This is a genomic window from Micromonospora tarensis, from assembly GCF_016803395.1.
In the GTDB taxonomy this organism is placed as follows: domain Bacteria; phylum Actinomycetota; class Actinomycetes; order Mycobacteriales; family Micromonosporaceae; genus Micromonospora; species Micromonospora tarensis.
The window spans coordinates 1-11,618 of record NZ_JAEVHL010000208.1; the positions used below are offsets into that span (position 1 = coordinate 1).

Consider the following 11,618-nt stretch of genomic DNA (forward strand, 5'->3'; position numbering starts at 1 on the left):
CGTCGGCGCCGGCATCACCGGGCTGCCGGCCCTACAGGGGGCGCTCACCGCGCGCGGCGGTGCCGGTCTGCTCGGGTTGGCCGTCGCGGCGGCCGCGCCGCTGGGCCGACGGCTGGCCCGGAAGGTCTCGCCGACATGAGTGTCCCCGCGCCCCGGGCGGCCGACGCCCCGACGCCGCGCCTCGGGTACGGCACCAACGGCTTCGCCAACCACCGTCTCAACGACGCGCTCGCCGTCCTCGCCGACCTCGGCTACGACGGGGTGGCGCTCACCCTGGACCACGACCACCTGGACCCGTTCGCGCCCGGGCTGACCCGCCGGGTCGCGGCGGTCGGCAAACGACTGAGCGAGCTGGGCCTCGCCGTGGTGATCGAGACCGGGGCCCGGTACCTGCTCGACCCGTGGCAGAAGCACGCGCCGACGCTGCTGCACGACGACCCGACCCGGCGGCTCGAGTTCCTGCGCCGGGCCGTACGGATCGGCGCGGACCTGGGCGCGGAGGCGGTCTCCTTCTGGGCCGGTGTTCGCCCGGAGACGGTGTCCCCGCAGTGCGCCTGGGACCGGCTGGTGGCCGGCTGCGCCACAGTTGTCGACGCGGCCCACACCGCCGGCGTCACCCTCGGCTTCGAACCGGAGCCGGGCATGCTGGTGCAGGACATCGCGGACTGGCGTCGGCTGCACGCCGCCCTGGACCGCCCGGCCCGCTTCGGTATCACCCTCGACATCGGCCACTGCCGGTGCCTGGAGCCGTGGCCGGTGCCACAGTGTGTCGCCGAGGTGGCCGACCACCTGGTCAACGTGCAGATCGACGACATGCGCCGGGGTGTGCACGAGCACCTCGAGTTCGGCGTCGGCGAGATCGACTTCCCGCCCGTGCTGGCCGCCCTGGCGCAGGCCGGCTACCAGGGCCTGGTCGCGGTGGAGCTGCCCCGCGACTCGCACGCCGCACCCGCCGTGGCGGCCCGGTCGATCGAGTTCCTGCGTGCCGCCGCCGCACAGGCCGGCCGCACGGAAGACGAGGTGCCCACAGGCACACCTGGGGTACCGGCGTAGCAGCAAGGGGAGGAGACGGGATGACACCGGATTCACTACGGGCCGCACTGCGAGGCGTACCCGATCCCGACTGGCTGGACACGGCGCTGCGCCGGGTCACGGCCGAGCCCACCGAGATCACCCGGCTCTTCCCGGCCGCCGGCCGGCGCTGCGGACGCGGCGCGCTGCCCGACGCTCCCGGCTGGACCGCCGACGACGCGGCCCGCGTGCTGCTGCTCACCGCGCTGCCGGCGACCACGCCGGCTACGCCGACACCCTCTACCGGCACGGCGACGCGGCCGAGCGGCGGGCCGTGCTGCGCGCCCTGCCGCTGCTGCCGATCGGCGCCGCCGGGGTGCCGCTGCTGCACGACGGCGATCCGGACCAACGACACCCGGCTGGTCGCCGCGGCGCTCGGGCCGTACGCCCGGCACCTCGACCCGGCCGCCTGGCGGCAGGCGGTGCTCAAGTGCGTGTTCAGCGGTGTCCCGCTGGCCGCGGTGGCCGACCTGGACGCCCGGGCCGACGGTGAGCTGGCCACCATGCTCGCCGCACTGGCCGAAGAACGGCACGCCGCCGGCCGTGACCTGCCCGCCGACGCCACCGACCTGCTCCACCGGCTCACCGCCGCACTGCCCCGGGAGGCGTGAATGCGCATCTTCGACCCCCACATCCACATGACCTCGCGCACCACCGACGACTACGAACGGATGGCCGGCGCCGGCGTCCGCGTGGTGGTGGAGCCGGCCTTCTGGTTGGGTCAGCCACGCACCAGCCCCGCGTCGTTCACCGACTACTTCGACTCGCTGATCGGCTGGGAGCCGTTCCGGGCCGGGCAGTTCGGGGTGCGCCACTTCGCGACCATCGCGCTGAACCCCAAGGAGGCCAACGACCCGCGCTGCCGTCCCGTCCTCGACCTGCTGCCCCGCTACCTGGACAAGGACGCGGTGGTCGCGGTCGGCGAGATCGGCTACGACTCGATGACGCCGGAGGAGGACGAGGCGTTCGCGGCGCAGCTCGCCCTCGCGGTGGCGTACGAGCTGCCGGCGCTGGTGCACACCCCGCACCGGGACAAGGCGCGCGGCTGCGAGCGGACCCTCGCCGTGGTCGCCGAGTCCGGCATCGACGCGGGTCGGGTGGTGGTCGACCACCTCAACGAGGTGACCGTCAAGCTGGTCCGCGACAGCGGCTGCTGGCTGGGCTTCTCCATCTACCCGGACACCAAGATGACCCCGCAGCGGATGGTGGAGCTGCTGCGCGAGTACGGCACCGACCGGATGCTGGTCAACTCGGCCGCCGACTGGGGCCGCTCCGACCCGCTGCTGACCCGGGCCACCGGCGAGGCGATGCTGCTGGCCGGGTTCAGCGACGACGACGTCGACAAGGTGCTGTGGCGTAACCCGGTGGAGTTCTACGGGCAGTCAGGGCGACTCGACCTCAGCGACCTGGAGGACCCCACCGCGGTGGACCCGCAGACCGGCAACTCGATCCTGCGCGGCGGCAGCTGATGCGGCTGCGACATGCCGGCGGAGAGACCGTTCACCTCGGCTACTGCACCAACGTGCACCCCGCCGAGGATCTCGCCGGCATCCTGGGTCAACTGGACACCTACGCCGTGCCGGTGCGCGAGGCGCTCGGCAGCGACCTGCTCGGGCTCGGCCTGTGGCTGGCCGCCCCGGTCGCCGCCGAGCTGGCCGCCGACCCGGCGCTGCGCCGCCGGCTGCGCACCGAGCTGGACGCGCGCGGCCTGGAGGTGGTCACCCTCAACGGCTTCCCGTACGCGGCCTTCCAGGCGCCGGTGGTCAAGCAGGACGTGTACCACCCCGACTGGACCACCGAGCAGCGGTTGACGTACACCATGGATCTGGCCCGGGTCCTCGCCGACCTGCTGCCCGACGACGCCGCCCGGGGCTCCATCTCCACCCTGCCGCTGGCCTGGCGGCAGCCGTGGGACGCGGAGCGGGCCGACGCGGCCCGACGCCGGCTGGACCAGTTGGCCGCAGGCCTGGCCGAGGTGCGGCGGGACACCGGCCGCGAGGTGCGGGTGGCCTTCGAGCCGGAGCCCGGCTGCGTGGTGGAGAGCAGCACGCAGGCGGCCACGCTGCTGTCCGGCATGGACACCGAGCACCTGGGCGTCTGCCTCGACCTGGCCCACCTGGCCTGCGCCTGGGAGGAGCCGGTCGAGGCGCTGGACCGACTGCGCGCGGCCGGGCTGCCGGTGGTGAAGGTGCAGGTCTCCGCCGCTGTGCAGGCGGCCGACCCGGCGGGCGGGGCCCAGGCGTTACGCCGCTGGGTGGAACCGCGCTTCCTGCACCAGACCCGGGGTGCCGGCTGCGCCGGTCTGGCCGACCCGGCCGACCCGGCGTACGCCGCCGACGACCTGGACGAGGCGCTGGACCGGGCGCTGCCCGGACCGTGGCGGGTGCATTACCACGTGCCCCTGCACGCCCCACCCGAGGAACCGCTCGGCTCGACACTGCCGGTGCTGCGCGCAGCGCTGAGAGCGCTCTTCGACGGCCCGGCCGCCGGCTGCGACCACCTCGACGTCGAGACGTACACCTGGGGGGTGCTGCCGGCCGCACGACGGCCCGGCACCGACGCGGAGCTGGCCGCCGGCATCGCCGCCGAGCTGGCTTTCGCCCGAGACGAACTGGTCGGCCTCGGCCTGACCCCGGAACGAACCGTGAGCATGGGAGTGACGCGATGAGCCGGCGACTGGTGGTGCTCGACGTGGTGGGGTTGACCCCGCGGCTGCTGAAGCACATGCCCCGGCTGCGGGGTGTCGCCGACGGCGGCTTCCAGGCCGAGCTGGGCACCGTGCTGCCCGCGGTGACCTGCTCGGTGCAGTCCACCTTCCTCACCGGGGAGCCGCCCAGCGGGCACGGCATCGTCGGCAACGGGTGGTATTTCCGGGAGCTGGGCGAGGTGCTGCTGTGGCGGCAGCACAACGCGCTGGTCGGTGGCGAGAAGCTCTGGCAGGCCGCCCGTCGGGCCGACCCCAACTACACGGTGGCGAACGTCTGCTGGTGGTACGCGATGGGCGCGGACGTCAACTGGACGGTCACCCCACGGCCGGTCTACTACGCCGACGGGCGCAAGGAACCGGACTGCTACACCGACCCGCCGGAGCTGCACGACGCGCTCACCGGGCGGCTCGGCACGTTCCCGCTCTTCACCTACTGGGGGCCGACGGCCGGGCTGCCGTCGTCGAAGTGGATCTGCCAGGCGGCCGAGCAGCTGCTGGCCGACGTGTCGCCGGATCTGACCCTGGTCTACGTCCCGCACCTCGACTACGACCTGCAACGGTTCGGCCCGTCGTCGGCCCAGGCCGCCACCGCGGCGGCCGAGCTGGACGTGGTGCTCGGCCCGCTGCTGGACGCCGCCCGGGCCCGGGACGCCACGGTGGTGGTGCTCTCGGAGTACGGCATCACCGACGTGTCCCGCCCGGTGGACGTCAACCGGTTGCTGCGCTCCGAGGGGCTGCTGCGGGTGCACACCCAGGCGGGCATGGAATACCTCGACCCGTGGACGTCGAAGGCGTTCGCGGTCGCCGACCACCAGGTCGCGCACGTCTACGTCAAGGACCCGGCCGACGTGCCGGCCGTGGCGAAGCTCTGCGCCGGCCTGCCCGGGGTGGCCGAGGTGCTCGACGCCGAGGGCAAGGCCGCACACGGGCTGGACCACGCCCGCGCCGGTGAGCTGGTGCTGGTGGCCGAGCCGGACGCCTGGTTCACCTACTACTACTGGCTGGACGACGACCGGGCACCGGACTTCGCCCGGCTCGTGGAGATCCATCGGAAGCCGGGTTACGACCCGGCGGAGTTGTTCTTCGATCCGGCCAACCCCGGTGCCGCGAAGGCCCGTGCCGGGGTGGCGCTGGCCCGCAAGAAGCTCGGCATGCGGTACCTGATGAGCGCGGTCGGCCTGGACGCCGGCGCGCGGGCGGTGCGGGGCTCGCACGGCCGGCTGCCGGACGACCCGGCGGACGCTCCGGTGCTGCTCTGCTCCGACCCGGCGGTCGCCCGGGACCGGATCGCGGCGACCGAGGTCAAGGCGCTGCTGCTGACGTTGGCCGGGCTGAGCGCCGACGGGTCAGGGGAGCGGGCATGACGGTCACCGTCGCGCCCACCGACGCGAGCGAGCTGCGGGCGCGCTTCGACGCCGAGCTGGCCGGGTTCCTCGACCGGCAGGGCCCGGACTGGCCGGACGGTGCGCCGCGCGGCGTGTTCACCGCGCTACAGCGGTTCGTGCTGGCCGGTGGCAAACGGATCCGGCCGCTCTTCTGCTACTGGGGCTGGCGGGGCGCGGGGGCGGCCGACGGTACCCCGATCGTGGTGGCCGCGGCGGCCCTGGAGCTGTTCCACGCGTTCGCGCTGATCCACGACGACATCCTGGACGGCAGCGACCGCCGCCGGGGTGAGCCCTCGGTGCACCGACTCTTCGCCGACCTGCACGCCCGCTCGTCCTGGCGTGGCGACCCGGAGGCGTACGGCCGCAACACCGCGCTGCTCTGCGGGGACCTCTGCGCCGCCTGGTCCGACCAGATGTTCCACGAGTGCGGGCTGAGCACCGAGGAGGTGCACCGGGGGTACAGCGTGTTCGCGCTGATGCGTACCGAGGTGATCGCGGGGGAGTACCTGGACCTGGTCTCGGGCGTGGGCGACGGTTCGGTGGCGAGCGCGCTCACCGTGATCCGGATGAAGGCGGCCCGGTACACGGTCACCAGGCCGTTGCAGATCGGCGCGGCCCTGGCCGGCGCGGAGCCCGAGCTGATCGCCGCGCTGGGCGAGTTCGGTGACCCGTTGGGCGACGCGTTCCAGCTCCGCGACGACGTGCTGGGTGTCTTCGGTGACCCGGCGGTCACCGGTAAGTCGGTCCTGGACGACCTGCGTGAGGGCAAGCCCACGGTGATGATGGCGCTGGCCCGTAGCGCCGCCGACCGACCGCAGACGCTCCGACTGCGGGAGCTGTTCGGCAACCCGGCGTTGGACGCCGAGGGCGCGGCGGAGCTGCGCGAGATCATCGAGGCGACCGGGGCGCGGGAGCGGATCGAGCAGATGATCAGGGTTCGGACCGAGGCCGCGCTCGCCGCGCTGGAGAGCGCGGTGCTGGCCGACGAGGCGCGCTCGGCCCTGGTCGCGCTGGCCGGGCAAGCCATCGACCGGCGCGCCTGACCGGCAACTTTCGATCAGATTGACGAAAGTTGATGCTGAACCGCCGGAAGGTATGGACACATCGACACGTGCAATTTAGTGTCGTGACCAACACGACAATGTTTCGTCGAGGTGAACCGGCGGCGCGGTAACCCATCGACCCCCACCACTCACCGCTACGGCATCCGGCGCGACGGCGCGCGCCCGGCCTGGCAGTCACTCGTCAGGAAAGGGCAGCAAAGATGTCCATGAAGGACGCTCTCACGCGTCGATCCCGAAGGTGGTCCTCCGCCGGATCGGCGCTGCTGCTGGCGGTCGCCGCCGGCACTGTCGCACTCGCCGCCAGCTCGGCCCCCGCGCAGGCGCACACGATCGTCGCCAGCGATTTCCAGCAGGTCGAACTGGCCCGCGGCGTGACCGACATGGGTGAGCCGATGTCGCTGGCGGTGCTTCCGGACCGCTCGGTCCTGCACACCGCCCGCAACGGCACCCTGCGTCGCACCGACGCCAACGGCACCACCTCGGTGATCGGCACCCTCTCGGTCTACAACCACGACGAGGAGGGGTTGCAGGGCGTCGGGGTCGACCCGGGCTTCGCCAGCAACCGGCAGATCTACCTCTACTACGCCCCGCCGCTCTCCACCCCCAGTGGCGACGCGCCGGCCACCGGCACCGACTTCTCCGCCTGGAACGGGGTGAACCGCCTCTCCCGGTTCACCCTCAACTCCGACTTCACGCTCAACCAGTCCAGCAAGGTCGATGTGCTCGACGTCCCGGCCAACCGGGGCATCTGCTGCCACGTCGGTGGGGACATCGACTTCGACGCCGCCGGCAACCTCTACCTGTCCACCGGCGACGACACCAACCCGTTCGAGTCCGCCGGCTACTCGCCGCTGGACGAGCGAACCAACCGCAACCCGGCGTACGACGCCCAGCGCAGCGCCGGCAACACCAACGACCTGCGCGGCAAGATCCTGCGGATCAAGGTGAACTCGAACGGGACGTACTCCATCCCGTCGGGCAACCTGTTCGCACCCGGCACTGCCAGCACCCGGCCGGAGATCTACGCGATGGGCTTCCGCAACCCGTTCCGGATCAGCGTGGACAAGGCCACCGGTGTCGTCTACGTCGGTGACTACGGGCCGGACGCCGGCTCCACCAGCTCCACCCGCGGCCGTCCGGCCAGGTGGAGTTCAACCGGGTGGCCGCGCCGGGCAACTACGGCTGGCCGTACTGCACCGGCACCAACACCACCACCGAGACGTACAACGAGTGGGACTTCGCCAGCAACACCGGCGGCGCGAAGTACAACTGCACCGGCGGGCCGACCAACAACTCGTTCCGCAACACCGGCCGGGCCACCCTGCCGCCGGCCCAGCCGGCCTGGATCCGGTACGCCGGCGACGCCGGCACCCCGACCGAGTTCGGCGGTGGCTCCGAGTCGCCGATGGGCGGCCCGGTCTACCGGTACAACGCCTCGTCGACCTCCACCACGAAGTTCCCGCAGTCCTTCGACGGGCAGTTCTTCGCCACCGAGTTCGGCCGGGGCTGGATCAAGCCGATCCACGTCAACTCCGACGGCTCCCGGGGCGCCATCGACACCTTCCCCTGGGTCGGCAAGCAGGTGATGGACTCGGCGTTCGGCCCGGACGGCGCGTACTACGTGCTCGACTACGGCACCGGCTACTTCAACGGTGACGCCAACTCGGCGCTCTACCGCTTCGACTACGTCGGTGGCGGCAACCGGGCACCGACCGCGGTGGCCAGCGCGAACCGCACCTCCGGCGCGGCCCCGCTCGCGGTGACCTTCTCCTCGGCCGGCTCGTCCGACCCCGAGGGCGGCGCGCTGACCTACTCGTGGGCCTTCGGTGACGGGACCACCTCGACGGCGGCCAACCCGACCAAGACGTACAGCTCGAACGGCACCTACACGGCCACCCTGACGGTGCGCGACCCGCAGGGCGCCACCGGCAGCAGCAGCGTGCAGATCAACGTCGGCAACACCGCGCCCACGGTGACCATCAACAACCCGGGCAACGGCCAGCTGTTCAGCTTCGGCGACACCGTGCCGTACAGCATCACGGTGACCGACCCGGAGGACGGCACGATCGACTGCACGAAGGTCAAGATGACCTACGTGCTCGGCCACGACCAGCACGGACACCAGATCACCTCGAAGACCGGCTGCTCGGGCTCGATCACCATCCCGGTCGACGGTGAGCACGACGACGCGGCGAACATCTTCGCGATCTTCGACGCGGAGTACACCGACGACGGTGGGCTGACCACGCACACCCAGCACACCCTGCCGCCGCGCCACCGGCAGGCCGAGTTCTACGGCACCTCGTCCGGCGTCAACGTGTTCAGCAAGACCCCGGCCGAGGGCGGCAAGACCGTCGGCGACATCAACAACGGCGACTGGATCGCGTTCCAGCCGTACCGGCTGGGCAACGTGACCTCGTTCAACGCCCGGGTCTCCTCGGCGGGTGCCGGCGGCACCCTCCAGGTCCGGGCCGGCTCGGCCACCGGCACGGTGCTCGGCTCGGCCACGGTCCCGGTGACCGGCGGCTGGGAGACCTTCACCACTGTCACCGGGACGATCAGCAACCCGCCGACCGGCACCACCACCCTCTACCTGACCTTCGCCGGGTCGGGCACCGGGGCGCTCTTCGACCTGGACGCCTTCACCTTCGTCACCGGCACCTCAAGCGGTGGCGGCGGGAGCGGCCCGATCAAGGGTCTGGGCGGCAAGTGCCTGGACGTCCGCAACGCGGCCACCGCCGACGGCACGCAGATCCAGATCTACACCTGCAACGGCAGCGCGGCGCAGACCTGGGCGGTCACCCCCAACTCCACGATCAAGTCGTTGGGCAAGTGCCTCGACGTGTCGGGTGGAGCCACCGCGGACGGCACCAAGATCCAGCTCTGGACCTGCAACGGGACCGCCGCGCAGAACTGGGCGGCCCAGGCCGACGGCACGCTGCGCAGCGCGGCGTCCGGCAAGTGCCTGGACGTCTCCGGTAACAACTCCGCCGACAGCACCGTGGTCCACCTGTGGACCTGCGTCAGCGGTGCCGCCAACCAAAAGTGGACCCTGCCCTGAGCTGAGGAGAGGTCCCCTCGGCAGCGCCTAGTGTGGTTGCCGAGGGGCCCCTCCTAACCCGCGATTAGGAGAGCGATATGCGCAGACGCCTGCGACCCGTCCTTGGTGCGGCGATGGCCGCCCTCGCCGTCATCGCCTGCACCACCCCGGCCACCCCGGCCAGCGCCGCCGACGCCCCCTACGACGTGCTGGTCTTCTCCAAGACCGCCGGGTTCCGGCACGACGCGATCCCGGTCGGCATCCAGACCATCCGCGACCTGGGTGCGGCGAACAACTTCACCGTCACCGCCACCGAGGACGCCGCCGCGTTCACCACCAGCAACCTCAACCAGTACGAGGCGGTCGTCTTCCTCAACACCACCGGGGACGTGCTCAACGCCAGCCAGCAGACCGCCTTCGAGTCGTACATCGCCTCCGGGCGCGGCTACGTCGGTGTGCACGCCGCCGCCGACACCGAGTACGACTGGCCGTTCTACGGCAACCTGGTGGGCGCGTGGTTCGCCTCGCACCCGGCCATTCAGCAGGCCAACATGAAGGTGGAGGACCGGGGGCACGCGGCGACCGCACACCTGCCGCAGACCTGGACCCGCACCGACGAGTGGTACAACTACCGGACCAACGCCCGGTCCACCGCGCACGTGCTCGCCACCCTCGACGAGTCGTCGTACTCCGGTGGCGGGATGGGCGCGGACCACCCGTTGAGCTGGTGCAAGAGCTACAACGATGGCCGGTCCTTCTACACCGGCGCGGGGCACACCCAGGCGTCGTACGCCGAGTCGGGGTTCCGCAACCACCTGCTCGGCGGCATCCGGTACGCCGCCGGCCGGAGCAAGGCCGACTGCCGGCCGGAGACCGGCTACACCCCGCTGTTCAACGGCTCGACGACCGGCTGGTCGCAGGCCGGTCCGGGCAGCTTCACCAACTCCGACGCCACCCTGACCTCGGTCGGCGGCATGGGGCTGTTCTGGTACAACGCCAAGCAGTTCACCAACTACTCGTTGAAGCTGGACTGGAAGCTGGCCGGGGACGACAACTCCGGCATCTTCATCGGGTTCCCGCCGTCGAGTGATCCGTGGTCGGCGGTGGACAACGGTTACGAGATCCAGATCGACGCGACCGACGCGACCGACCGCACCACCGGCGCTGTCTACACGTTCAAGTCCGCCGACATCGCGGCCCGCGACGCGGCGTTGAACGCGCCGGGCGAGTGGAACACCTACGAGCTGCTGGTCGAGGGTGAGCGGCTACAGATCTTCCTCAACGGCGTGAAGATCAACGACTTCACCAACACCAACCCGGTCCGGTCGTTGGCCGGCCACATCGGCATCCAGAACCACGGCACCGGCGACGACGCCTCGTTCCGCAACATCCGGATCAAGGAGTTGGGCACCACGCCGCCGCCGACCGGGAACACCACGGTCCAGGCCGAGGCGTTCAGCTCGGCCAACGGGGTCAGCGCGTTCACCAAGGCGGGCGCCAACGGTGGGCAGACCCTCGGCTACGTCGACCCGGGCGACTGGGCCGCGTACAACGGCGTCAACCTGACCGGCGTCACCTCGTTCACGTCCCGGGTCGTCTCCGGTGGCGCGGGCGGCACCATCCAGGTGCGTACCGGCTCGGCCACCGGCCCGGTGCTCGGTTCGGTCACGGTGCCCAACACCGGCGGCTGGAGCACCTACGCCAACGTGAGCACCGCGCTGTCAAACGTCCCGTCCAGCACCCAGAACCTCTACCTCACCTTCACCGGTAGCGGCACGGGGCTCTTCGACGTGGACGACTTCACCCTGGTCAAGGGGGGTGGTGGCACGAACGGGGTGGGCCCGATCAAGGGGCTGGCCGGCAAGTGCCTGGACGTGCGCAACGGCGGCACCGCGGACGGCACCCAGATCCAGATCTACACCTGCAACGGCAGCACCCCGCAGACCTGGACGGTGACCCCGAACTCGACGATCAAGGCGCTCGGCAAGTGCCTGGACGTCAACGGCAGCGGCACCGCCGACGGCACCAAGATCCAGCTCTGGACCTGCAACGGCAGCGGGGCGCAGAACTGGGCGGCCCAGTCCGACGGCACCCTGCGCAACCCGTCGTCGGGCAAGTGCCTGGACGTCTCCGGCAACAACTCCGCCGACAGCACGATCGTGCACCTCTGGACCTGCCTCAACGCGGCCAACCAGAAGTGGACCCTGCCCTGACCCAGTGAGCCTCGGAAGGGGCCGCTGTCCCGGCGGCCCCTTCGGTCGAGGGAGCGGTGTCACTCCCGAGCGCTATACCTGTGAGGCATATTTATGACTCACAGGTATAGCGCTCGCTACCGTCATCCGGCGATGAAT

7 protein-coding genes and 1 pseudogene are annotated in these 11,618 nt (G+C 71.4%); all 8 read left to right on the forward strand.

From position 1 onward, the window contains the following. The first annotated feature begins 135 nt into the window (after positions 1 to 135). The 8 genes and pseudogenes from JM949_RS27830 to JM949_RS27865 all read left to right on the forward strand — a co-directional run bounded on the left by JM949_RS27830 (position 136) and on the right by JM949_RS27865 (position 11,480). Positions 136 to 1,053: a sugar phosphate isomerase/epimerase family protein gene (locus JM949_RS27830; protein WP_203151172.1), complete on the forward strand. Its 918-nt coding sequence runs from the start codon at positions 136 to 138 to the stop codon at positions 1,051 to 1,053. Positions 1,054 to 1,073: 20 nt separating this feature from the next. After that, positions 1,074 to 1,682 (forward strand): EboA domain-containing protein, encoded by a 609-nt coding sequence (locus JM949_RS27835; RefSeq protein ID WP_238434011.1) that lies wholly within the window; start codon positions 1,074 to 1,076, stop codon positions 1,680 to 1,682. After that, positions 1,683 to 2,540, forward strand: coding sequence for a TatD family hydrolase (locus tag JM949_RS27840; RefSeq protein ID WP_203151173.1), 858 nt, complete (start codon positions 1,683 to 1,685; stop codon positions 2,538 to 2,540). It begins immediately after the preceding gene. After that, the gene (gene eboE, locus JM949_RS27845; protein ID WP_203151174.1) at positions 2,540 to 3,739 is read left to right on the forward strand and encodes a metabolite traffic protein EboE; all 1,200 of its coding nucleotides are present in this window, start codon (positions 2,540 to 2,542) and stop codon (positions 3,737 to 3,739) included. The genes JM949_RS27840 and eboE overlap by 1 nt, the downstream gene beginning before the upstream one ends. Beyond that, positions 3,736 to 5,142, forward strand: coding sequence for an alkaline phosphatase family protein (locus JM949_RS27850; protein ID WP_203151175.1), 1,407 nt, complete (start codon positions 3,736 to 3,738; stop codon positions 5,140 to 5,142). The genes eboE and JM949_RS27850 overlap by 4 nt, the downstream gene beginning before the upstream one ends. Beyond that, entirely contained in the window at positions 5,139 to 6,206 is a 1,068-nt protein-coding gene (locus JM949_RS27855; protein WP_203151176.1) for a polyprenyl synthetase family protein, read from the forward strand. The genes JM949_RS27850 and JM949_RS27855 overlap by 4 nt, the downstream gene beginning before the upstream one ends. A gap of 221 nt (positions 6,207 to 6,427) precedes the next feature. After that, a pseudogene (locus JM949_RS27860) lies at positions 6,428 to 9,288 on the forward strand (PQQ-dependent sugar dehydrogenase). A 77-nt stretch (positions 9,289 to 9,365) separates the two neighbouring features. Further along, positions 9,366 to 11,480: a ThuA domain-containing protein gene (locus tag JM949_RS27865; RefSeq protein WP_203151177.1), complete on the forward strand. Its 2,115-nt coding sequence runs from the start codon at positions 9,366 to 9,368 to the stop codon at positions 11,478 to 11,480. The last annotated feature ends 138 nt before the right edge of the window (positions 11,481 to 11,618 follow it).

Excerpts from the sequence above, each read along its gene's own strand:
- eboE (WP_203151174.1), top strand. The coding sequence starts at position 2,540 with ATGCGGCTGCGACATGCCGGCGGAGAGACCGTTCACCTCGGCTACTGC.
- JM949_RS27840 (WP_203151173.1), top strand. The coding sequence starts at position 1,683 with ATGCGCATCTTCGACCCCCACATCCACATGACCTCGCGCACCACCGAC.
- JM949_RS27850 (WP_203151175.1), top strand. The coding sequence starts at position 3,736 with ATGAGCCGGCGACTGGTGGTGCTCGACGTGGTGGGGTTGACCCCGCGG.
- JM949_RS27865 (WP_203151177.1), top strand. The coding sequence starts at position 9,366 with ATGCGCAGACGCCTGCGACCCGTCCTTGGTGCGGCGATGGCCGCCCTC.
- JM949_RS27855 (WP_203151176.1), top strand. The coding sequence starts at position 5,139 with ATGACGGTCACCGTCGCGCCCACCGACGCGAGCGAGCTGCGGGCGCGC.
- JM949_RS27830 (WP_203151172.1), top strand. The coding sequence starts at position 136 with ATGAGTGTCCCCGCGCCCCGGGCGGCCGACGCCCCGACGCCGCGCCTC.
- JM949_RS27835 (WP_238434011.1), top strand. The coding sequence starts at position 1,074 with ATGACACCGGATTCACTACGGGCCGCACTGCGAGGCGTACCCGATCCC.